Here is a 22,461-nt window from a genome sequence, read left to right on the forward strand (position 1 = left end):
TCGAACATGGTTGAAATTGAACTCGACGGCAAGAAGGTCGAAGTGCCCCCGGGCAGCATGGTGATGCATGCTGCCGAAAAGGCTGGCACCTACATTCCTCACTTCTGCTATCACAAGAAACTGTCCATTGCAGCGAACTGCCGCATGTGCTTGGTCGATGTGGAGAAGGCGCCCAAACCCATGCCCGCCTGCGCCACGCCGGTGACCATGGGCATGATCGTGCGCACCAAGAGCGACAAGGCGATCAAGGCGCAGCAGTCGGTGATGGAGTTTCTGCTCATCAACCACCCATTGGACTGCCCAATCTGCGACCAGGGCGGTGAATGTCAGCTGCAGGACCTGGCCGTGGGCTATGGCGCAGGTGCCTCGCGTTACGAAGAAGAAAAGCGCGTTGTATTCCACAAGGACGTCGGTCCGCTGGTTTCCATGCAGGAAATGAGCCGCTGCATCCATTGCACGCGCTGCGTACGCTTCGGCCAGGAAATCGCCGGCGTGATGGAGTTGGGCATGTCTCACCGAGGCGAGCACGCCGAGATCGAGGCCTTTGTGGGCAACACGGTCGATTCCGAGCTGTCCGGCAACATGATCGACATCTGCCCGGTGGGTGCGCTGACCAGCAAGCCGTTTCGCTACAGTGCCCGTACCTGGGAGCTGTCACGCCGCAAGAGTGTGAGCCCGCACGATTCGACCGGTGCGAACCTGATTGTTCAGGTGAAAAACCACAAGGTCATGCGCGTGGTGCCGCTGGAAAACGATGCGGTCAACGAGTGCTGGATTGCCGACCGCGACCGTTTTTCTTACGAAGCGGTCAACAGCGAAGAGCGTCTGACTGCACCCATGCTCAAGCAGGGTGGGGAGTGGAAAACTGTCGACTGGCAGACAGCACTGGAATATGTTGCCAACGGTTTGAAGCAGGTCAAGGCGGACCACGGTGCTGGCGCCATCGGTCTGTTGGCCAGCCCGCACAGCACCATCGAAGAACTGGCCTTGGCCGGCGCTTTGGTGCGCGGTCTCGGTAGCCAAAACATCGATGCGCGTCTGCGCCAGGCGGACTTCAGCAACATCGCGCCTGCGGGTGCTGCGCGCTGGTTGGGTCGCCCTATCGCTTCGCTGTCTTCGCTTCAGCGTGTGCTGGTGGTCGGTTCCCATCTGCGCAAGGACCATCCCTTGTTTGCCCAGCGCATTCGCCAGGCTGCCCGCAAGGGGTGCCATGTTAATGTGCTCGCCGCTGAGACCCAAGACTGGGCCATGGCGGTGAAAAACACGGTGCTGGCCCATACCGCTTCTTGGGTTTCGGCGTTGGCGGGCATTGCCGCTGCGGTGGCACAAGAAACGGGCGCCGTTGCGCCGGCTGCTGCCGAGGTGAGCGACGCCGCCCGAGCCGTGGCCAAGTCGTTGCTGGGTGGTGAGCAAAAAGCCATTCTGCTGGGCAACGCCGCCGCACACCACGAAAAAGCGGGCAGCTTGCTGTCCCTGGCCAACTGGATCGCGCAACAGACGGGTGCCACGGTGGGCTATCTCACCGAAGCGGCCAATACCGTTGGCGCGCAGCTGGTTGGCGCAACGCCCGGGCAGGGCGGGCTGCACGCAGGTCAAATGCTGGGTGGTGCGCTCAAAGCGGCTGTGCTGCTGAACACCGAACCGGCACACGACAGCGCTGCCGGTGCCGCTGATTTGGCCGATGCCGACATGGTGGTGACGCTCAGCCCGTTCAAGTCCAATATGGATATCAGCGATGTGCTGTTGCCCATCGCCCCTTTCACCGAAACCTCGGGTTCCTTCGTCAATGCCGAAGGCCGCTTGCAAAGTTTCCACGCTGTCGTGCGCCCGCTGGGTGAAACACGCCCAGCCTGGAAGGTGCTTCGTGTGTTGGGCAACTTGCTCGGTCTTGCCGGATTCGATGCCGACTCTTCGCAAGCGGTGTTGGCCAGTGCATTGCCTGGCGTGGCCGCAGGTGCTGTGGTGGATGCCTCGCGTCTGAATAATGTCTGCAAGCTGGCTATCGACCTGACGCCAGCCACACTGCAACCCTGTGTTGCCGCGATCTACCAGCTCGACGGGCTGGTTCGCCGCGCCACCTCGCTGCAGCTCACGAGCGACGCACGAGGGTCGAGCGTTCAGACGGAAGGAGTGAGCGCATGATTGACGCCATGTACAACGGCGGTATGGGCCTGATTGCAGCCCCGTGGTGGACCACGGCAGCTTGGCCTGTGCTCTGGACTCTCATCAAGATCGTTGCTGTGCTGGCCCCTTTGATGGGCGCCGTGGCTTATCTGACGCTCTGGGAGCGCAAGTTGCTGGGTTTCATCCAGGTTCGCCTGGGCCCTAACCGGGTCGGGCCCTTTGGCTTGCTGCAGCCCATTGCCGACGCCATCAAGCTGCTGACCAAAGAGATCATCAGCCCCAGCGCTGCCAGCAGTGGCCTGTTTCGCCTCGGTCCCATCATGGCCATCATGCCCGCGCTCGCTGCGTGGGTGGCTGTGCCTTTTGGTCCTGACGCCATTCTTGCCAACGTCAACGCCGGTTTGCTGGTCATCCTGGCTATCACGTCCATCGAGGTCTATGGCGTGATCATTGCCGGCTGGGCCTCGAACTCCAAGTACGCGTTTTTGGGTGCACTGCGCGCTTCGGCCCAGATGGTGAGCTACGAAATCGCCATTGGCTTTTGCTTCCTGGTGGTGGTCATGACCGCAGGCAGTCTGCACCTCGGTGAGATCGTGGCTTCCCAGAGCCGCGGCATGGCTGCCGACATGGGACTCAACTTCCTGTCCTGGAACTGGTTGCCTCTCTTGCCCATCTTCTTTGTTTACCTGATCTCTGGCGTTGCCGAAACCAACCGCCACCCGTTCGACGTGGTGGAGGGCGAGGCCGAAATCGTTGCCGGTCACATGGTCGAGTATTCGGGCATGGGTTTCGCCATCTTCTTCCTGGCTGAATACGCCAGCATGTGGCTGATTTCCATTCTGGCTGTGTTGATGTTCCTGGGCGGCTGGTTGCCACCCATCGACAGTGCGTTGTTCAACTGGATTCCTGGCTGGATCTGGCTGGGCCTGAAGACCTTCCTCGTGGTCTCCATGTTCATCTGGATACGCGCCACCTTCCCGCGCTTCCGCTACGACCAGATCATGCGTCTGGGCTGGAAGATTTTCATTCCCGTCACGCTCATCTACCTGCTGCTGGTTGGCGCATTGATGCAGACGTCTTGGAATATTTGGAAATAAGCAGGGCGAATGACCATGTCTACCACCACCGCCTCCGTTGCCACGACCGCTGCCGTTGCGCCGTTTTCCTTCCGGGACTTTTTCAAAAGCTTTTTGCTGGTTGAATTGTTCAAGGGCATGGCGCTGACGGGTCGTTATGCATTCCGTCGCAAAGTCACGGTGCAGTTTCCCGAAGAAAAGACACCGATCTCGCCGCGCTTCCGAGGGCTTCATGCCCAGCGCCGCTATGAAAACGGTGAAGAGCGTTGCATTGCCTGCAAGCTTTGTGAAGCCGTGTGTCCGGCTATGGCCATCACCATCGAGTCCGACGCCCGAGATGATGGCTCGCGCCGTACCACGCGTTACGACATCGACCTGACCAAGTGCATTTTTTGCGGCTTTTGTGAAGAGGCTTGCCCGGTGGATGCGATTGTGGAGACCCACATTTTCGAATACCACGGTGAGAAGCGCGGCGATCTTTACTTCACCAAGGACATGTTGCTGGCCGTGGGTGATCGCTACGAAACCGAAATCGCTGCTGCCAAGGCGGCTGACGCGCCTTACCGCTGACCCCTGGGCTGACCCAAGAACGAAGAACCATTCCATGGACTACCAGACCGGCTTTTTTTACCTGTTCGCAGCGCTGCTGCTGTTTGCAGGCTTCCGCGTGATCACCGCGCGCAACCCTGTGCACGCTGTGCTTTTCCTGATGCTTGCCTTTTCGCAGGCGGCTGCGCTGTGGTTGCTGCTGAAGGCAGAGTTTCTGGGAATCACACTGGTGCTGGTGTACCTCGGTGCGGTGATGGTTCTCTTCCTGTTTGTCGTGATGATGCTCGATATCAACATGGAAGGTGTACGCAAGGGTTTCTGGAAACACTTTCCCTTGGCTGCGGTTTTGGGTGCTCTGGTAGCTGCCGAACTCATCGCTGTGCAGTGGGCCGGTTTTCCGGCCATGTCCATGAGCCCGGATGCACCCGGTACCGGTGTGAATGCCCCGGACTATGCCAACACCAAAGAACTCGGCTTGTTGCTCTACACCGAGTACCTGTATCCGATTGAAGTGGCTGCGGTGATTCTGCTTGTCGCCATGATCGCGGCCATTGCCCTGACGCTGCGCCAACGCAAAGACAGCAAGGCTATCAATCCGGGCCTGCAAGTCCATGTGCGTGCCAGCGACCGCCTGGTGGTGCTGCCCATGAGCGCGACCCAAAAATCCCCGCCGGCTGCTGACGCGGCTGCCACCGAAGAGGGCAAGGTATGAGCCTCACCAGTCTGACCCTGGGTCACTTCCTCACCGTAGGCGCGATTCTGTTCACGCTGTCTGTCGTGGGGATTTTCCTGAACCGCAAGAACCTCATCGTGTTGCTCATGGCCATCGAACTGATGCTGCTGGCTGTCAACATGAATTTCGTTGCGTTCTCCCATTTCCTGGGTGACCTGCATGGTCAGGTCTTCGTGTTCTTCATCTTGACGGTAGCGGCTGCCGAATCGGCGATTGGCCTGGCCATTCTGATGCTGCTGTTCCGCAACAAGTCGTCGATCAGCGTCGAAGAACTCAACACCCTCAAGGGTTAAGCCCGTACCCGAAGAGGCAAGAACACCATGAGCACCACCCTTTCTGCAAGCACACTCCTGGCCGTCCCATTGGCTCCGCTGGTGGGTGCAGCCCTCGCCGGTATTCTGGGCACCACCTTTGGCGGTAATGTCATCGGGCGCCGCACGTCCCACACCCTCACTATTCTGGGGGTGCTGGTTGCTTTTGTCCTGTCTGCCATGACGCTCAAGAGCGTCGCGGTTGATGGCGCACGTTTCAACGAGACCATTTACGAGTGGATGGTTGTCGGTGGCCTGAAGATGGAAATCGGCTTCATGGTCGACGGCCTTACCGCCATGATGATGGTCGTTGTGACGTTCGTGTCGCTCATGGTGCATCTCTACACCATCGGGTACATGGAAGAGGACGCCGGCTACAACCGCTTCTTTGCGTACATCTCGCTCTTCACCTTTTCCATGCTGATGCTGGTGATGAGCAACAACCTGCTCCAGCTGTTCTTTGGATGGGAAGCAGTGGGTCTTGTGTCCTACCTGCTGATTGGTTTCTGGTTCAACAAGCCCACGGCTATCTTTGCCAACATGAAGGCTTTCCTGGTCAACCGCGTGGGTGACTTCGGCTTCATTCTGGGCATCGGTCTGATCGTGGCCTACACCGGCAGCTTGAACTACACCGAGATTTTTGCCAAAGCGCCCGAGCTGGGTACGCTGGGTTTCCCCGGCACAGACTGGTTGCTGGTTACGGTGATCTGCATCTGTCTGTTCATCGGTGCTATGGGCAAGTCCGCGCAGTTCCCTTTGCATGTGTGGCTGCCCGATTCGATGGAAGGCCCGACCCCCATCTCGGCGCTGATCCATGCGGCCACCATGGTGACGGCGGGCATTTTCATGGTCTCGCGCATGTCACCGTTGTTCGAGATGTCTGATACGGCGCTCAACTTCATCATGATCATTGGTGCCATCACCGCGTTGTTCATGGGTTTCCTGGGCATCATCCAGAACGACATCAAGCGGGTGGTGGCCTATTCGACGCTTTCCCAGCTGGGCTACATGACCGTTGCACTGGGTGCCTCCGCTTACTCGGTGGCGGTGTTCCACCTGATGACGCACGCCTTCTTCAAAGCGCTGCTGTTCTTGGCAGCTGGCTCGGTGATCATGGGTCTGCACCACAACCAAGACATCCGCTGGATGGGTGCTGTGCGCAAGTACATGCCCATCACGTGGATCACCTCCTTGCTGGGCACACTGGCGCTGATCGGTACCCCGCTGTTTTCAGGTTTTTACTCCAAAGACAGCATCATTGAGGCGGTGCACTTCAGCAACCTGCCGGCCTCGGGTTTCGCTTACTTTGCGGTGCTCGCTGGTGTGTTCGTGACGTCTTTTTATTCGTTCCGCCTGTATTTCCTGGTGTTCCACGGTCAGGAGCGTTACGACCAAAATCCCGACGCCCACCATGGGCATGACGATCACCACGATGACCATGGCCACCACGGAGATGGCAAGCCGCACGAATCGCCCTGGGTGGTCACGGTACCGCTGATCTTGCTGGCCATTCCTTCGGTGGTGATTGGCTACATGGCCATTGAGCCGATGCTGTTCGGTGACTTCCTCAAGGATGCGATCACCATCAACAGGGAAGCCCATCCAGCGCTGGCGAAATTCGCTGAAATTTTCCACGGGCCACTGGCCATGGTGAGCCACGCTTTCTATACGCCACCGCTGTACCTTGCGCTGGGTGGCGCTGTCACCGCGTGGTACATGTACCTCATCAACCCGGCGGTGCCAGCGGCCATCGGCCGTGCGCTCAAGCTCATCGTCACCATTCTGGAAAACAAGTACTACCTGGACTGGTTCAATGAAAACGTGCTGGCCAAGGGGGCTCGTGGCCTGGGCATTGGGCTGTGGAAGGGCGGCGACCGCGCACTGATTGAGGGCGGGGTGGTGAATGCCAGCTGGAGGCTGGTGGGATGGGTGTCATCATTGGTGCGGCATGCCCAGACGGGCTACCTGTACCACTACGCGCTGGTGATGATCGTGGGCGTTTTGCTGTTCATGACGTATTTCGTGTGGCTCGCCAAATAAGAGGAAGAACAAGATGGGTTTGCTGAGCCTTGCGATCTGGACGCCGATTTTCTTTGGCGTTGTACTGCTGGCCTTTGGCCGGGACGAGCAGTCACATGTGGTGCGTTGGATAGCGCTGGTGGGCGCGCTGGTGTCGCTGGCCGTGACGATTCCGCTGTACAGCGGGTTCGAATTGGGCACGGCAGCCATGCAGTTTGTCGAAAAGAGCGTCTGGATCGAGCGCTTCAACGTGCACTACCACCTGGGCGTCGACGGTATCTCGCTCTGGCTCGTGCTGCTGACGGCGTTCATCAACGTGGTGGTGGTGGTGGCCAGCTGGGAGTCGATCACGCGCCGCGTGAACCAGTACATGGGTGCTTTCCTGATCCTGTCCGGATTAATGATCGGTGTATTCAGTGCGCAGGACGCGATGCTGTTTTACGTCTTCTTCGAAGCGACCTTGATTCCGATGTACCTGATCATCGGCATCTGGGGCGGTCCGAACAAGATCTACGCCGCGTTCAAGTTTTTCCTGTACACGCTCATGGGTTCGCTGCTCATGCTGGTGGCGCTGATCTATCTGTACACCCAGTCTGGTGGCAGTTTCGCAATGGCCGACTGGTACAAATTGCCCCTGGGCAGCACGGCGCAGACGCTGTTGTTCTTCGCATTCTTTGCTGCCTTTGCCGTGAAGGTGCCCATGTGGCCAGTACACACCTGGCTGCCAGACGTGCACGTTGAAGCGCCGACGGGCGGTTCCGCCGTGCTGGCCGCCATCATGCTGAAGCTGGGTGCTTATGGCTTCTTGCGTTTTTCGCTGCCCATCCTGCCGGATGCTTCACAAGAATGGGCCTGGCTCATGATCGCGTTGTCGCTTGTGGCTGTGGTGTATGTGGGCCTGGTGGCCATGGTGCAGCAAGACATGAAAAAGCTGGTGGCCTATTCGTCGGTGGCGCACATGGGCTTCGTGACGCTGGGTTTCTTCGTGTTCAGCGACCTGGGAGTCTCGGGTGCCATCGTGCAGATGATTGCGCATGGTTTTGTGTCTGCGGCCATGTTCCTCGCCATTGGTGTGCTGTATGACCGCGTGCATTCCCGGGAAATTGCGGACTACGGCGGTGTTGTGAACACCATGCCCAATTTCTCCGCCTTTGCGCTGCTGTTTGTCATGGCCAATTGTGGTCTTCCGGGTACCGCTGGGTTTGTCGGTGAGTGGATGGTCATCCTGGCCGCCGTCAAAGCCAACTTCTGGGTGGGCGCGGCTGCCGCGACCGCGCTGATTTTTGGTGCGGCCTATTCCTTGTGGATGTTCAAGCGCGTCTACCTCGGCCCTGTCGGTAACGACAACGTCAAGGGCTTGACCGACCTCAACCCCCGCGAATTTCTGGTGATGGCTTCACTGGCCATTGCTGTGCTGTTCATGGGCGTCTACCCCAAGCCATTTACCGATGTGATGGACGCTTCGGTCGCGGATCTGCTGCGCCACGTTGCCATATCCAAATTGAACTGATTCCGTGACCGGCCAAAAACACAAGAGAGCGCTTACATGATTGACAACCTCAGCTGGGTCACGGCTTACCCTGAAATCCTGTTGCTGGTGATGGCTTGCGTGATTGCGCTGCTGGACCTTGGCGTCAAGTCGCCGCTGCGTGGCGCAACCTATGTGCTCACCTTGCTCACGCTGGGCGTGGTGGCTCTGCTACAGGGCTACTACGCCAGTTCCGGCGAAACCATCATGGGCTGGGGCGGCATGGTCGTCAGCGACCCTATGGGCAACTGGCTCAAATGCTTCGCTGCACTCGCCATGATGGTGACCCTGGTGTACGGACGTGCTTACGCAGGAGCGCGCGACATGCTGCGGGGTGGCGAATTGTTTACCCTGGGCCTGTTTGCGCTGCTGGGTATGTTTGTCATGATCTCGGGCCACAACTTCCTGGTGATCTACCTCGGCCTGGAGCTGCTGACGCTCTCCAGTTACGCCTTGGTCGCCTTGCGCCGCGATGACGTACAAGCCACCGAAGCTGCCATGAAGTATTTCGTGCTCGGTGCTTTGGCCAGCGGTTTTCTTTTGTACGGCATGTCGATGGTGTACGGTGCCACGGGCTCGCTTGATCTGGCCGAGGTCATGAAAGCCATTGCTGGCGGCGAAGCGACACTCAAAGGCTCGGCGCAGGTGCTCACCTTGGGCCTTGTGTTCCTGGTGGCAGGCTTGGCCTTCAAGCTGGGCGTAGTCCCATTTCACATGTGGGTGCCCGATGTTTACCACGGTGCCCCCACAGCGGTGACCTTGATGATCGGTGGCGCCCCCAAGCTGGCCGCTTTTGCCATTGTGGTGCGGTTGTTGGTTGAAGGCTTGCAGCCGTTGGCGTTCGATTGGCAGCAAATGCTGGCCGTGCTGTCGGTTATGTCATTGCTGGTGGGCAACTTCGCTGCCATCGCACAGGCCAACCTCAAGCGCATGCTGGCTTTTTCCACCATCGCCCAGATGGGTTTCATGCTGCTGGGTTTGCTCGCCGGTGTGGTGCAGGGCGATGCCAGCAACATGGCCAACGCCTACGGCTCGTCCATGTTCTACGTCGTCACCTACGTGCTCACCACGCTGGGTACCTTTGGTGTGATCCTCCTGCTGTCACGCAGTGGGTTCGAGTCTGAAAACATCAGCGACCTGGCAGGTCTGAACCAGCGTAGTCCGCTCTACGCCGGTGTCATGGCCGTGTGTATGTTTTCGTTGGCAGGCGTGCCGCCGCTGGTGGGTTTCTACGCCAAGCTGTCTGTGCTGCAGGCGCTGCTCGCATCCAGCGACAGCTTCTACATCGGTCTGGCTGTGTTTGCCGTGCTGATGTCGCTGGTCGGCGCGTTCTACTACCTGCGTCTGGTCAAGGTCATGTACTTTGACGCGCCCACGCAAACAGCGGCGATCGTGGCCGGCGCGGACGTGCGCTCGGTCCTGACGATCAATGGTGCGCTGGTGCTGGTGCTCGGCATCGTGCCGGGCGGCCTGATGGCGCTCTGCGCGCAGGCAGTCTCTTCGCTGTTCGTTTGATTCGACCCTGTCACCAGCGGCTGGCCTGGCGTTGGTGTTGGGTGGAACTCGCAGCGCTCCCCCGGCTCACACTGTCCCTATGACCCACACACTTTCTGTCTGGCTGGTGTTGATCGCCGCCCTGATCGCAGCCAATCTTCCCTTCGTCAACAACCGCTGGCTGGCGGTGGTGCCCCGCAAAGAAGCCAAGACGCTTGGCTTGCGTTTGGGCGAATTGGTGGTGTTCTATTTCCTGGTGGGTGGTATCGGGTTGGCGCTGGAGCAGTCGGCAGGGCAGATCTATCCCCAGGGCTGGGAGTTCTATGCCACCACGGGTGCCCTGTTTTTGACACTGGCCTTTCCCGGTTTCGTCTACCGCTACCTGTTCAAACGGCGTGGCTAAAAGACTGTGCCGGTTGCCTTGACGGGGTCGGCGTCAGACAGCACGGTCCGCTCCGCCTCGATGGGTGTGCGGTTCAGTAAACGGTCCCGATTCACCGATCATTTCCATGTCCCAAGCCCCTGCTGCCGTTGATGCGCATCTGCGCGAAAACCTCGTTTCCCGCGCGGAGTTGTTGCAAGGGCATTTTCTCCATGTCGTGCGCGACACGGTCCGTCTGCCGTCCGGGCGCGAAGCCACCCGTGAATTCGTGTTGCATCCTGGCGCCGTGATGGTGATTGCCTTGCTGGACGATGGGCAAGTCGTCCTGGAGCGCCAATACCGGCACCCCATGGAGCAGGTCATGCTGGAGTTCCCTGCGGGCAAGCTCGACGCGGGCGAAGCCAGCTTGTTGTGCGCGCAACGCGAACTGCTGGAAGAAACCGGCTACACCGCACGCGAATGGGCGTTTGCTGGTCGCTTGGCACCCACCATCGCCTATTCCAATGAAATCATTGACATCTGGTTCGCACGTGGCTTGAGTTTGGGTGAGCGCCACCTGGACGAAGGCGAGTTTCTGGACGTATTGACCGCCACTCCAGCCGCGTTGCAGGCCTTGTGCCGCAGTGGCGAGGTGATCGACTGCAAGACGCTGGTGGGCGCTCTGTGGCTGCAAAATGTGTTGCGCGGCGATTGGGTGCTGGACTGGGGTCATGCGTGTGCCGACCCGATGAACGCAGCGTGTGCCGGATAATTCGAACATGAAGGTGCTTAACCTGCAATGTGCCCAGCGGCATGGCTTTGAAGGTTGGTTTGGGTCGGAAGACGACTACGCCAGCCAGCTGGCGCTTGGGTTGTTGAGCTGCCCGTTGTGCGGGGATGTGCACATTCAAAAAATGCTGAGCGCGCCCCGATTGAATTTGCGGACCAGCCGCGAAAGCGAGGCCTCTGCAGGTGATCCAGGCGCAGGGTCTCAAGCCAGCGGGCAAGCCCTTGTTGAGCCGGCCCACGCCGTACCGGATACGCACCTGCAAGGACAATTGCTCAAAGCGATGCGGCAGGTTTTTGCCAACACCGAAGATGTGGGTAACCGCTTTGCCGACCAGGCCCGCGCCATGCACCATGGCGATATGGACCCGCGCAATATCCGCGGGCGAACCACACCCGAGGAGGCCATGCAGCTGCTGGAAGAGGGCATTGAGGTGTTGCCTTTACCGGCCTTGCCGGCTTTGAAAGAGACCTTGCAGTAAGGCACTGATCGCCCATTGAAAAAGCCCCGCATGCGGGGCTTTTTGCCGGGTTGAACCGTGATCAGGGGTACAGACCACGCAGATCACGGGCATGCAGGATGCGCTTGCAGGCCACGATGAATGTGGCGGTGCGCAGGCTCACCTTGTTGGCATCGGCCACCTGCCAGACGGCGGCAAACGCGTCTTGCATGATCTTCACCAGCCGGGCGTTGATCTCGTCTTCGCTCCAGAAAAAGCTGGAGAAGTCTTGCACCCATTCAAAGTAGCTCACCGTCACGCCGCCCGCGTTGGCGATCACGTCGGGCAGCACCAAAATACCGCGGTCGTGCAAGATGTCGTCGGCCTGTGGTGTGGTCGGTCCGTTGGCGCCTTCAATCACCATCTTGGCCTGGATGCGGCCTGCATTGGCTTCCGTGATCTGTTGCTCCAACGCTGCGGGTATCAGGATGTCGCAAGGTACGCTCCAGAAAGCGTCGTCCGCGATCACCTCGGCCTGCTCAAAACCCGCCACCGAGCCGGTGTGGGCCACATGGGCCAGCAGGGCGGGCACGTCCAGGCCGGCTTCGCGGTAGATGGTGCCGCCATGGTCTTGCACCGCCACCACCTTGGCGCCTGCTTCGGCAAACAGCTTGCCCGCCACGCCCCCCACATTGCCAAAACCCTGCACAGCCACGCGTGCGGTGCTGATGTCCATGCCGGTGTGTTTGGCCGCCTCCACCCCCACGGTGAACACACCGCGCCCGGTGGCTTCGCGCCGACCGAGCGAGCCGCCCAGATCCACCGGTTTGCCCGTCACCACGCCGGTGGCCGTCGAGCCCTCGTTCATGGAATAGGTGTCCATCATCCAGGCCATGATCTGCTCATTGGTGTTCACATCGGGCGCCGGAATGTCCTTGGTCGGGCCGATGATGATGCCAATCTCGCTGGTGTAGCGGCGGGTCACGCGCTCCAGTTCGCCGATGGTGAGCTGGCGCGGGTCGACGCGGATGCCGCCTTTGGCACCGCCGTAGGGCACATTGACGGCCGCGTTTTTGATCGACATCCACGCCGACAGCGCCATCACCTCAGACAACGTCACGTTCTGGTGAAAACGCACACCGCCCTTGCCGGGGCCACGGCTGGTGTTGTGCTGCACGCGGTAGCCTTCAAAGTGGGCCACCGAGCCGTCGTCCAGATGAATCGGCACGTCCACGATCAATGTGCGCTTGGGGCGCTTGAGCGTATCCACCCAGCGGGCCAGGTTGCCCAGGTACGGCGTGACGCGGTCTACCTGTTGCAGGTAAATACCCCACGGGCCGAGGTTGTTGGGGTCGAGGTACGAGGGCAGGGCGTTGGTGAAGGCGGCCGGGCTGTTGGCTGCGGCGCCTGCAGGGTGCGGTGCTTGTGACATGTTGCGGAGGTTCCTTCTGGTTTGAGCGGGCCCACTTCTGTGGGCCGGCGCTCGCCACTGTACGGAGCCGCCAAGGGCCTGTCCAAGGCCGAGTTTTCTTGTATGTATGCGTTTAGTGCATAACTCTGAGAAAGGGTGTTTGGGCTGGTGCGAGCAGCGCTCAGGCGTTGAATTGCAACGCCGCCAGACCCGCATACACGCCACCGCGCGCCACCAGCTCGGCGTGGGTACCTTGCTCCACCAAATGGCCGTGTTCCAGCACCACAATGTGGTCGGCCTTTTGCACCGTAGCCAGTCGGTGGGCAATCACCAGGGTGGTGCGGTCGCGCATGGCCGATTCCAGCGCCGCTTGCACCATGCGCTCGCTCTGTGCGTCCAGCGCGCTGGTGGCCTCGTCCAGCAGCAACAGCGGTGGGTTTTTCAGCAGGGCGCGGGCAATGGCGATGCGCTGGCGCTGCCCGCCAGAGAGGCGCACGCCGCGCTCACCCAGAAAGGTGTTGTAGCCTTCGGGCAAGTGAACAATGAACTCGTCGGCGAACGCGGCCGCGGCGGCAGCGTGCACCTCGGCGTCGCTGGCGCCGGGTTTTCCGTAGCGGATGTTTTCCAGCGCGCTGGTGGAAAAAATCACCGGGTCTTGCGGCACGATGCCGACCCGTTCGCGCAGCGCATGCAGGCTGAGCCGGTTGATGGGCACGCCGTCCAGCTCAATGCGGCCTTGCTGCGGATCGTAAAAGCGCAGCACCAAGCCAAACACCGTGCTCTTGCCGGCACCGCTGGCGCCCACCAGGGCCACGGTCTGACCCGGTTGCACGTTCAGGCTGAAGTCGGACAACGCGGCCTGGTTCGGCCTTGAAGGGTAGTTGAAACTCAGCTGGTGAAACACCAGCGTGCTGCCGCCAGCGGGCGCCGGGGTGTCCAGCGGCCGTGCGGGTGACTGCACCGGCGACTCGCTGGCCAGCAGCTCCATGAGCCGCTCGCTCGCGCCCGCAGCGCGCAGCAGGTCACCGTACACCTCGCCCAGCACGGCCACCGCGCCGGCCAGGATGATGATGTACACCACCGTTTGCCCCAGGTGGCCGGCGCTGATTTCACCAGCGATCACGGCTTGCGTGCCCTGGTACAGGCCCCACAGCAGCAGCGCGGCGGTGCTGATGATGATGAACGCCACCAGGCCCGAGCGCGCACGGCTGCGGCGCACGGCGGTGGAAAAGGCAAATTCGGTGGCGGTGGCAAAGCGCTGGGCTTCGCGGTTTTCTGCGGTGTAGCTTTGTACGATGGGAATGGCGTTGAGCACCTCGGCCGCGATGGCGCTGGAGTCGGCCACACGGTCCTGGCTGGCACGGGAAAGTTTGCGCACCCGCCGCCCAAACCACATGCTGGGCAGCACCACCAGCAGCAAGATCAGCAGCACCTGTGTCATCACGTAGGGGTTGGTCCACACCAGCATGATCAGCGCGCCCGCACCCATGAACGCATTGCGCAGCCCCATGGACAGCGATGAACCCACCACCGTCTGCACCAGCGTGGTGTCGGTGGTCAGGCGGCTGAGCACTTCGCCGGTCTGGGTGGTTTCAAAAAACTGAGGGCTTTGGCGCAGCACATGGCTGTAGACCGCGTTGCGAAGGTCGGCGGTGACGCGCTCGCCCAGCCAGCTCACCAGATAAAACCGCGCTGCCGAAAAAATGCCCAGCGCCACGGCCACGCCGAACAGCTGCAAAAAATGGCCCCGCAGCCCCATAGCCTGCTCGCTGCGTTCGGCCGACACCAGCCCGCCGTCAATCAGGTGGCGCAGCGCCACCGGGAACAGCAGGGTGGCCGCTGCAGCGCCAATGAGAAACAGCACCGCGAGCGCCATTTGCCACCGGTAGGGGCGCATGAAAGGCCGCAGGCCGCTGAGGGACGTGGGGGTGGTGGCCTTGGGCCGTTCGTTGGATGGGGGTGCGCTCATGCCTTGAGTGTGCAGGGTTTGTCTGGCGCTGGCCCGCCGGGGGTTAGCACGGGCGGGCGCGGTCAGTCTTGCAGGGTGGCGTACTGGCTGGTCACGCGGCCATGGGCTTCTTCCAGCTGAACGATGAGTCCGTCCACATCGTTCAGAAATGCTTCGCGGCTGGCTTGCGGGCTGTCCGTGACCAAGGCTGTGGCGTGTTCGGCCAGCGCGTCTTCGCCGGCCGCCCTGGCCCAGCGCCGCACTTCGCAGTAGGCCAGCAGTGCCAGCCGGCCCAGGTCGTTGTTGCGGCGGGCGTAGTGCAACTCCCCGAGGATATCCTCAAGTCCGAGCTGGATGGGCACAGTGCGTGTGTTCATGTTGCAGTGCAGCATTATCCTTAATTCTGACTCGAAACTGACGAAGCATGGGGTGCTTGCTCCAAAAGTGCCGGCGCTGCGCAAACGGTGAACGGCACACGCATGGCTCGGGTTTGCAAGCGGTTGTGTGCCCTGCCGCCCGTATTGCTCCACACTGAAGCAAGGAGCTCACTGGGAGCTTTGCAACAAGGACGCTGAAATGATGATGTTCAAGGTGTGGGCCGTTCGGCGTGTCTGGGTTTCGGGCGTGGCCCGGTTCAAGGCGGTGACCGTGGCTTTTGTGGTGCTGCTGTTGGCGGCCCATGCGGCCAGTGTGCAGGCCGCCACCGCGACGGCGGTGTTCGCTGGTGGCTGCTTCTGGTGCATAGAGGCTGACTTTGAAAAGCTGGCCGGCGTGGTGGCGGCTGAATCAGGCTATACCGCTGGAAAAACCGCCAATCCCACCTACGAAGAGGTGAGCCGTGGTCACACGGGCCACACAGAAGCGGTGCGCGTGACCTATGACCCTGCCCGGGTGAGTTATCCGCAGCTGGTCGCGTATTTTTGGCGCCACATCGACCCCACGGTGAAAGACCGCCAGTTTTGCGACCTGGGTGACCAATACCGCACTGGCATTTACTGGGGCAACGAAGCCGAGCGCCAGGCGGTGCTGGCCAGCCGCGACGCCTTGGTGAAGTCGGGCCGTTTCAAGACCCTACACACCGAACTGGCCCCTGCCAGCGTGTTTTATCTGGCCGAGGAATACCACCAGGACTATTACAAGAAGAACACGGTGCGCTACAACTACTACCGCCTATCTTGCGGGCGCGATGCGCGGGTGAAACAGCTCTGGAAATGATGGCTGGCGATTCCTTGTGGCAGTGGCTGCTCTCAGTCAACCGCAGTGCTGCTGCTGCGCCAGGGTGTCCAGACCAGGCCGGCGCCCAGGGCGACGTTGCTGCGATCGCGCAGCAGCGGGCTCCCCGTGTTGGCCGCACCGTGCAGCGACATGAGCCGTGCCGTGACAAACCACGACAGATCGCGCTGGGGGCGGTGGCTTAGCGTGACCGCGGCTTCGGTGCCCAGGTAGCCACCGCGGGCGTTGTAGGCAGGGCGGTTGGTTGTCGCTTCGGTGGGGTTGACCTGGTAAAAATACGCGTGCAGCGAGCGGCTGGCCCAGGTGGGTTGCAGCGAAAAGCTCAGGCTGGCGGGTGTGCCGGCCACCTGCCGCAGGCGCCAGCGCAGTTCGGGGTCCAAGCTGAATCCGCGCCCGTCGATGTGCTTGAAGTCGGTGGACATCAGCGCGCGCAGCTTGAGGTGCAGCGTGGGCTGTCCGGGCCAGGTGCGCAAGCCCTTGTAGACCGCTTGCGGACCGACGCCAAACAGGTAGTCCAGGGCCGGCATGCCCTCGCGCAGGGCGTTGTTGCTGGCGTTGAAGGCACCGGTGGCGCTCAGGTCCAGTTCCCAGTCGGGCGTTCGGGCCAGCCGGCCCCGGATGCTGCCACCGTCGATGCGCAGCACCGGCCCGCGGTAGGTGAACACCGGCAGCACGGCGCCGCGCGTACGGTAGCGGTCTGCGCCGGGGTAGTCTGGTACGTAGCCAGCGCCTGTGGCAAGGCCGGCTTCCCACAGCGGCAGCCCCGCAGGCGCGATCGCTGGCGCCATGTTGCTGGCCGGCGCCTGGGGCACCGCAGGCTCGGTGGCCCATGCGTCCAGGCTGGCTGTGGCCGCCACAATCAACGTCCAAAAGGTGTGTGGTTTCATGGGCAGATTATGGGTTGCGGCATCACAGCACCAGGCGCTGGGCGTAGCCCGTCATTTCCAGATAACCACGGCCCACATGGTGGCCTTGGCTGTCGAACAGGTCCGAGAGGCCTTCCCAGTACACCGTGCCGGTGCTCTGGCTGCTGTCGAGCTCTTGCGGATCGATCAACGCCTTGACGGTGTAGTGCGTTGCGCCCGGGGTGCTGACGCGCCATTCCACCGGGTACACCGCGCGGGTGCGCGGGCTGGTCCAGGAGCGCAGGGGCGTGAATGTGACCGTGTCTTGCGCAAAGGCGCGGGCGCCAGGGCTTTGTGCGGCGCGAAACGAGCCCCCGGCCCAGACCGGGCTGCCATCGGCGCGGCGCAGCCGAAAGGCGGTGAGGCTGTCGCCGTTGAAGAGGTTCATGCCGATCCAGTCCCAGCCCACGGCCTCCGGGTGCAGCAGGGCTTCGCTCCATTCGTGGTCGAGCCAGGCGGTGCCGTGTACCTGAAACCGCTGGCTGCCGACGCTGAGCTGGCCCTGCACCGCCAGCTGGGGCTGGGTCACGTAAAAGCTGGCCTGTGCCGGGTCGGGCCCTTTGCGTGAAAAGCCGTTGTCCCCCTGCAGCAGCAGCGGCTGGGTAGGGATGGCGCTGATGTCGATGTCGATCGTGTCGCCGCTGATGCGGGTGCGGTAGGCCCCGCTGGCTTGGCGCTGGATGAACCAGTTGCGCAGCTGCACATGGGTGTCTTGCGCGCTGGCGAACACGCCGCGCCCGCCGGCCAGGCCGGCTGTGGGCGGCTCGCCATTCCAGCGGGCGATGCGCTGGTCGTGCCACAGCTTGCCGGCCTGCACGTCGGTGATGGCGGCATGCGCAAACAGCAGCTGGCGCGCGGCCAGCCGCCCGGGCAGGGCCTGGGTACCGTCCACCCGGCTGCGAAAAAACGTGACCTGAAAGCCGACGGCCCGGCCCGCAGCGTCTTGCGCGCTGCCGGTCAGGTACCACCATTCGGTGCGGGTCTCGTTGTGGGTACCGTGGTCGCGCGGGAACACCAGCCGGCGCGGCCGCAGCACCAGCGCAGCCGCTGCTGGCTCTGCCCGGATGGGTTCGGTGGCCTGGGCTTCGGCGGGCCAGGGTGGCAGCAGCAGGCTGCCAACGCCCAGCATGAGGTGGCGCCGCTGCAAGGCCAGGGGCGCCGGCGGGTGTATGAGGGGGTACGGCATGGTCTTACCAGTCTTCTTTTACGGCCTGCACCGCGTCGCGGCTGGCGGCAGCGCGCCCGGCCAGCCAGGCGGTGGCGGTGTCGGCCACCACCACGGCGGCGCACAAGGTCAGCAGGCGCGCCCAGGGCAGGGCGAGGTCCATGGTCCAGTGAAAGCTTTGCGGGTTGACCACATGCACCAGCACCAGACTGACGCCCAAGCCCAGCGCCAGGCCCGCCAGCGCGCCCAGCACGGTCCACGACAGGCCTTCCAGCGCCACCACCCCCAGAATCTGGCGGCGCGTAAGGCCCAGGTGCGCCAGCAGGCCAAATTCGCGCCGGCGAGCCAGCACCTGCGCGCTGAAACTGGCTGCCACGCCAAACAGGCCAATACCGATGGCCACCGCCTGCAGCCAGTAGGTGACGGCGAAGCTGCGGTCAAAAATGCCCAGCGAGATGGCGCGGATCTGGCCGGCTGAGGCAAATTCGACCAGATCTTGTGCCCCCAGCGATTCGGCCAACTGGCGAACGCGCTCACGCACCGCGTCCTCCTCCGCGTCCTCGGACAGGTACAGCGCCAGGTCGTTCACCCGGTCGTCGCCCGAGAGGCGCACAAAATCGGCGCGGTCCAGCACCACGCTGCCGTGCTGGCGGGCGTAGTCGCGCCAGACGCCAGCCACAAAGTAGCGCGTGCCCGCCGGTGCCTCGGGAAACGCCAGCCCCAGAGCGGGCAGCCAGCCGCCGGGCATGGCGCCGTGCAGGTCTTGCATGGCCTCGCTCACGTACACCGGCACCACCGTGCCCGGCATTCCGGTGGCCTGCGGTGGCGCCAGTGGGTTGCCCACCAGCGGCAGGCTTTGGCCGTCCAGCACGTTGCCGCCCATGGCCAGCGGGCGCGCCAGCAGGGTGACCGGGGGCAGGCTGGCGGTGAGCTGCAGCTGTGTGGCGCGCAGCGGCTCCACCCGTGCCACACCGCTCACGCGGGCCACGGCCTGCACAAAGTCGGCCGGCAGGGTGTTGCCTTCGCCCAGGCTGCTACCGGCGCGCACATACAGCGGCGCAGGCAAAACGCCGTCGAGCCACTGGGTGACCGAGTCGCGAAAGCTCGCCACCATCACCGTGAGCGCCACCGACAGCGCCAGACTCGCCACCACGCCACTGGTGGCCACAGCCGCGGTTTCGCGCAGGCGGCGCGAGCGCTCCACCGCCAGCAGCGGCAGGGCGTGGCGGGCCACCCAAGGTGCCAGCCGGTTGAGCAAGGCGCCCACCGCCAGCGGCAAGGCCGCGATGCCGCCCACCAGCAGCAAGCCCACCGAAAAATAGGCTGCCAGCGGAATGCCGCCCACTGGCGGTGCCCAGGCCAGCGCTGCGGCCAGCAGCATCAGGCCGAGTGCCCAGCCAGAGTGTCTGGGGCGTGCCGCGCCGGCACCACCCAACCCCTTGAGCGCCAGCGCGGGCGCCATGCGCGCGGTGGCGCGCGCTGGCCACCAGCCGCCCGCCAGCGCCGCGGCCACGCCCAGCGCGCCGTACAGCAAGGCGGCGCTGGTGCTCCACTGCAGGCTGGGCGCCACGCCCGCAAAGTAGCCGCCGCCCAGGTCGCCACCCAGCACCCGCAGCGCCAGCGCGGCCAAGCCGGTGCCCGCCGCCACGCCCAGCGCGCTGCCCAGCAGGCCCAGCAAGGCCGACTCCGCCAGCACCAGCCGCAAACGCTCCGGGGCTGACAGTCCCAGCACACCCAGCAAGGCAAATTGCTGCTGGCGCCGCGCGACCGACAGCGACAGCACCGAAAACACCAGAAACGCGCCGGTGAACAGCGCCACCAGCGCCAGCACCGTGAGGTTGACCCGGTAGGCGCGCGACAGGTTGCTGGCCCGCTCACCTGCCTGGTCGGGGCGCTGCGCGATCACGCTCGCGGGCAGTTGCAGCGCCGCCAGCACGGTATCGGCCTGGGTGCCGGGCTCCAGCCGCAGGTCGATGCGGCTGAGCTGGCCGGGGCGTGCCATGAGCGCCTGGGCGGCGGCCACGTCCATCACCAGCAGCGGCAGGCCCGGCGCATTCACCGTGCCCGCCACCCGCACCGTGCGCAGTGTCAGGCCGCTTTGTACCTGCAAGCTGGCGGGCGCATCGCCGTCCGCCAGCAGGGCTTGCCGCGCGGCGGGGTTTAGAAACACCGCGTCGGGTGCAAACAGGTCAAAACGCTGGCGGCTGGTGTCGCTGCCGGTTGTGGGGCGGGGCATGAGCGCGGGTGACACGCGGGCCACGGTGAGGGCGTCCACCCCCACCAGCTTGACCGGCACCTTGGTGCCATCCTGCGCCAGCACCGTGGTGGCCAGCTCCAGCACCGGGCTGGCCACCGCCACGCTGGGGTGTGTGGCCACGCGCTCCAGCAGCTCGTCGGGCAGGGCGCCTTGGCGGGCGCGCAGCTCCAGGTCGGGTTGGCCGTTGACCGAGCTCACCGCGCTGGAAAATTCGGCCAGCGCGGAAGCGTTGATCAGGTGTACCGCAAAGGCCAGCGCCACGCCCAGCATGACAGCCACCACCGCCGACGCATTGCGCCACGGGTGGTGCAGCAGTTCCCGCCAGGAAAACGTGGTGAGCAAGGCGCGCATGGTGGCTGCAGCTTAAACCGTGACCGATGCCCCTGCCGACCAGGGGCTTGGTGGTGGCCGGGTGCCACGTAGCGCGCGGGCTGGCCCAATGCTTGCATGCGCGTAGGATGGTCCGTTTCAAGCATCTGAAATCCACCGTTCTGCGGCCTGCCGCTTTGGCCAACCTTCTTTTTCCACGGTGATACCCATGGTTCGCATCCACCTCGCCATTGATCTCCAATACGACATCAACCCGCCTTCAGCCGACTTTATTTTCAACGTCCAGGCCGCTCACACACCGCAGCAAAAGGTGGTGTGGGAAGAGTTGCAGGTGAGTCAACCCGTGCCGCTGGTGATGCACACCGACCCGGCCACCCGCAGCCGCACCCTGCGCCTTACGGCCGGCCCCGGCCCGCTGCAGCTGCGCTACCGCGCCACGCTCGACATCACCCACCACGTGGCCCAGCCCGATAGCGTGTTTGAAACCCCCGTGGCCCAGTTGCCTCCCGAGGCGCTCACCTACCTGTACCCCAGCCGCTACTGCCAGTCCGACTGCGTGACCGCGCTGGCCAACACCCTGTTTGGACAGATGCCACAGGGCTACCGGCGGGTGGAGGCGATCCAGAAATGGGTGCAGAGCCAGGTCACGTTTCAGTCGAACACCAGCAACTCCATGACCTCGGCACTGGACACGCTGAACGACCACAAGGGCGTGTGCCGCGACTTTGCCCACCTCATGATCACCATGTGCCGCGCGCTGAACATTCCGGCCCGCTTCACCACGGCCATCGACTACGGCGCCGACCCGGCCTTGGGGCCGACCGACTTCCACGCCTATGTCGAGGCGTACCTGGGCCACCGCTGGTACATCTTTGATCCATCAGGCACGGCCATTCCCATGGGTTTTTTGCGCATAGGTACCGGGCGCGATGCGGCCGATGCGTCGTTCGCCACCATTTTTGGTGGCGTTGTGGCTCACGCACCCCGCATTGACATATCGGCCCAGGTCAACCCGCAAAACGGCTGGCAGCTGCCCGTGCGCTGCGAAGAAGGCCTGTCAACCGACTCGGCCTTCACCTGGAACATGGTGGATGTGGCACGCTGAACGACCCTTGGAGTCGCAGGAGCACCAGCCTCTGGGGCGCTCCAGCGAAAGGCGCTGCTGCCTGTGGCCTAATAGAGGGGTTTTCAACCAATTTCTGTCTGGAACCGACATGGGCAACAAAATCGTCACCGAAGCTGACCGCAAAGCTACTCCCCGTCCTACGCCTGTTGCTGGCGTTTCGCTTACCACCCCTGGCCGCGGTCAGCGCGTGAGCCTGGAGCGTGGTGTGGCCACGCGCAGCAAGAAAAACCCAGGCAAGCGCTCCAAAAAGGGCGGCTGACCGGTTGCTGGCTCCCTGTGGGCCAGCCCCATGCAAAAGGCCCGCAATTGCGGGCCTTTTGCATGGGGCTTTTTTAAGCGTTTTCAGGGCTGCAGCATGGCCAGCAGCGGCTTCAGGCGGCGCGTTGAAGCGTCAGAAACCGACCCTTGTAGGCCACGCCATCTTCCAGCAGACGGTCGGTCACGCCCATGGGCTGAAGCAGGTCAGCATGCGGACACCGCGGCTGCTGGCAAGACGCTTGCAGGACTACAATGCGCAACTTCACCGGGGGTGCCTGGCCTGCAGCGATGCAGGTGGCGGCTGAGAAATACCCCTCTCACCTGATCTGGGTTGTGCCAGCGTAGGGAGCGTGATGAGCCGGAACGCCCATGGCTGAGTTCCGTCCTTCTCAGGCGCCCGGTATGGC

General features: G+C 62.9%; 20 protein-coding genes and 1 riboswitch. Of the genes, 14 read left to right on the forward strand and 6 right to left on the reverse strand.

From position 1 onward, the window contains the following. Positions 1 to 6: 6 nt before the first annotated feature. The 11 genes from nuoG to ACTG4K_RS12490 all read left to right on the forward strand — a co-directional run bounded on the left by nuoG (position 7) and on the right by ACTG4K_RS12490 (position 11,463). Positions 7 to 2,142: an NADH-quinone oxidoreductase subunit NuoG gene (gene nuoG, locus ACTG4K_RS12440; protein ID WP_439114525.1), complete on the forward strand. Its 2,136-nt coding sequence runs from the start codon at positions 7 to 9 to the stop codon at positions 2,140 to 2,142. Continuing rightward, positions 2,139 to 3,221: an NADH-quinone oxidoreductase subunit NuoH gene (gene nuoH / locus ACTG4K_RS12445; protein ID WP_439114526.1), complete on the forward strand. Its 1,083-nt coding sequence runs from the start codon at positions 2,139 to 2,141 to the stop codon at positions 3,219 to 3,221. Before nuoG ends, nuoH begins: the two co-directional genes overlap by 4 nt. Before the next feature lie 15 nt (positions 3,222 to 3,236). After that, on the forward strand, positions 3,237 to 3,770 hold the full coding sequence (nuoI, locus tag ACTG4K_RS12450; RefSeq protein WP_439114527.1) for an NADH-quinone oxidoreductase subunit NuoI: 534 nt from the start codon (positions 3,237 to 3,239) through the stop codon (positions 3,768 to 3,770). Positions 3,771 to 3,804: 34 nt separating this feature from the next. After that, positions 3,805 to 4,461 (forward strand): NADH-quinone oxidoreductase subunit J, encoded by a 657-nt coding sequence (locus ACTG4K_RS12455; RefSeq protein ID WP_439114528.1) that lies wholly within the window; start codon positions 3,805 to 3,807, stop codon positions 4,459 to 4,461. Then, complete coding sequence (nuoK, locus tag ACTG4K_RS12460; protein ID WP_304825452.1) at positions 4,458 to 4,775, forward strand: NADH-quinone oxidoreductase subunit NuoK; 318 nt, start codon at positions 4,458 to 4,460, stop codon at positions 4,773 to 4,775. Before ACTG4K_RS12455 ends, nuoK begins: the two co-directional genes overlap by 4 nt. A 27-nt stretch (positions 4,776 to 4,802) precedes the next feature. Next, complete coding sequence (gene nuoL, locus ACTG4K_RS12465; RefSeq protein ID WP_439114529.1) at positions 4,803 to 6,833, forward strand: NADH-quinone oxidoreductase subunit L; 2,031 nt, start codon at positions 4,803 to 4,805, stop codon at positions 6,831 to 6,833. A 13-nt stretch (positions 6,834 to 6,846) separates the two neighbouring features. Next, on the forward strand, positions 6,847 to 8,322 hold the full coding sequence (locus tag ACTG4K_RS12470; protein WP_439114530.1) for an NADH-quinone oxidoreductase subunit M: 1,476 nt from the start codon (positions 6,847 to 6,849) through the stop codon (positions 8,320 to 8,322). Between the two features lie 36 nt (positions 8,323 to 8,358). Next, complete coding sequence (gene nuoN / locus ACTG4K_RS12475) at positions 8,359 to 9,855, forward strand: NADH-quinone oxidoreductase subunit NuoN (protein ID WP_439114531.1); 1,497 nt, start codon at positions 8,359 to 8,361, stop codon at positions 9,853 to 9,855. A gap of 79 nt (positions 9,856 to 9,934) precedes the next feature. Continuing rightward, complete coding sequence (locus ACTG4K_RS12480; RefSeq protein ID WP_439114532.1) at positions 9,935 to 10,237, forward strand: DUF2818 family protein; 303 nt, start codon at positions 9,935 to 9,937, stop codon at positions 10,235 to 10,237. Between the two features lie 106 nt (positions 10,238 to 10,343). Further along, positions 10,344 to 10,967, forward strand: coding sequence for an NUDIX domain-containing protein (locus ACTG4K_RS12485; RefSeq protein ID WP_439114533.1), 624 nt, complete (start codon positions 10,344 to 10,346; stop codon positions 10,965 to 10,967). 7 nt (positions 10,968 to 10,974) lie between these two features. Next, positions 10,975 to 11,463 (forward strand): DUF1178 family protein, encoded by a 489-nt coding sequence (locus ACTG4K_RS12490; RefSeq protein ID WP_439114534.1) that lies wholly within the window; start codon positions 10,975 to 10,977, stop codon positions 11,461 to 11,463. A 61-nt stretch (positions 11,464 to 11,524) separates the two neighbouring features. Here the strand turns inward: ACTG4K_RS12490 and ACTG4K_RS12495 are convergent, their stop codons facing one another. The 3 genes from ACTG4K_RS12495 to ACTG4K_RS12505 form a co-directional block, all read right to left on the reverse strand. Then, on the reverse strand, positions 11,525 to 12,853 hold the full coding sequence (locus ACTG4K_RS12495; protein WP_439114535.1) for a Glu/Leu/Phe/Val family dehydrogenase: 1,329 nt from the start codon (positions 12,851 to 12,853) through the stop codon (positions 11,525 to 11,527). Positions 12,854 to 13,013: 160 nt separating this feature from the next. After that, positions 13,014 to 14,801 carry an ABC transporter transmembrane domain-containing protein gene (locus ACTG4K_RS12500; RefSeq protein ID WP_439114536.1) on the reverse strand — a complete coding sequence of 596 codons (1,788 nt, stop codon included), beginning with the start codon at positions 14,799 to 14,801 and terminating at the stop codon, positions 13,014 to 13,016. A gap of 62 nt (positions 14,802 to 14,863) precedes the next feature. Continuing rightward, positions 14,864 to 15,157, reverse strand: a complete 294-nt coding sequence (locus tag ACTG4K_RS12505; protein ID WP_439114537.1) for a hypothetical protein — start codon at positions 15,155 to 15,157, stop codon at positions 14,864 to 14,866. A gap of 199 nt (positions 15,158 to 15,356) precedes the next feature. Here ACTG4K_RS12505 and msrA point away from each other — a divergent pair, with 199 nt between their 5' ends. Then, positions 15,357 to 15,995, forward strand: a complete 639-nt coding sequence (gene msrA / locus ACTG4K_RS12510; protein WP_439114538.1) for a peptide-methionine (S)-S-oxide reductase MsrA — start codon at positions 15,357 to 15,359, stop codon at positions 15,993 to 15,995. 32 nt (positions 15,996 to 16,027) lie between these two features. Here msrA and ACTG4K_RS12515 read toward each other — a convergent pair whose 3' ends face one another. Genes ACTG4K_RS12515 through ACTG4K_RS12525 form a run of 3 tightly spaced genes read right to left on the reverse strand, consistent with a single transcriptional unit; the run spans position 16,028 to position 20,691 of the window. After that, positions 16,028 to 16,900: a MipA/OmpV family protein gene (locus ACTG4K_RS12515; RefSeq protein ID WP_439114539.1), complete on the reverse strand. Its 873-nt coding sequence runs from the start codon at positions 16,898 to 16,900 to the stop codon at positions 16,028 to 16,030. Positions 16,901 to 16,922: 22 nt separating this feature from the next. Beyond that, a complete protein-coding gene (locus tag ACTG4K_RS12520) occupies positions 16,923 to 18,104 on the reverse strand; it encodes a lipocalin-like domain-containing protein (RefSeq protein ID WP_439114540.1) in 1,182 nt (393 codons plus the stop codon). A 4-nt stretch (positions 18,105 to 18,108) separates the two neighbouring features. Then, on the reverse strand, positions 18,109 to 20,691 hold the full coding sequence (locus tag ACTG4K_RS12525; RefSeq protein WP_439114541.1) for an FtsX-like permease family protein: 2,583 nt from the start codon (positions 20,689 to 20,691) through the stop codon (positions 18,109 to 18,111). A gap of 187 nt (positions 20,692 to 20,878) precedes the next feature. On the opposite strand from ACTG4K_RS12525, the gene ACTG4K_RS12530 reads away from it, so the two are divergent. Beyond that, positions 20,879 to 21,775, forward strand: coding sequence for a transglutaminase-like domain-containing protein (locus ACTG4K_RS12530; protein ID WP_439114542.1), 897 nt, complete (start codon positions 20,879 to 20,881; stop codon positions 21,773 to 21,775). A 109-nt stretch (positions 21,776 to 21,884) separates the two neighbouring features. Then, positions 21,885 to 22,055 carry a hypothetical protein gene (locus ACTG4K_RS12535; RefSeq protein WP_169801527.1) on the forward strand — a complete coding sequence of 57 codons (171 nt, stop codon included), beginning with the start codon at positions 21,885 to 21,887 and terminating at the stop codon, positions 22,053 to 22,055. A 256-nt stretch (positions 22,056 to 22,311) separates the two neighbouring features. Next, positions 22,312 to 22,420: riboswitch (TPP riboswitch) on the forward strand. The last annotated feature ends 41 nt before the right edge of the window (positions 22,421 to 22,461 follow it).

The sequence above is a fragment of the Hydrogenophaga sp. genome (assembly GCF_965657535.1).
Taxonomy (GTDB): domain Bacteria; phylum Pseudomonadota; class Gammaproteobacteria; order Burkholderiales; family Burkholderiaceae_C; genus Hydrogenophaga.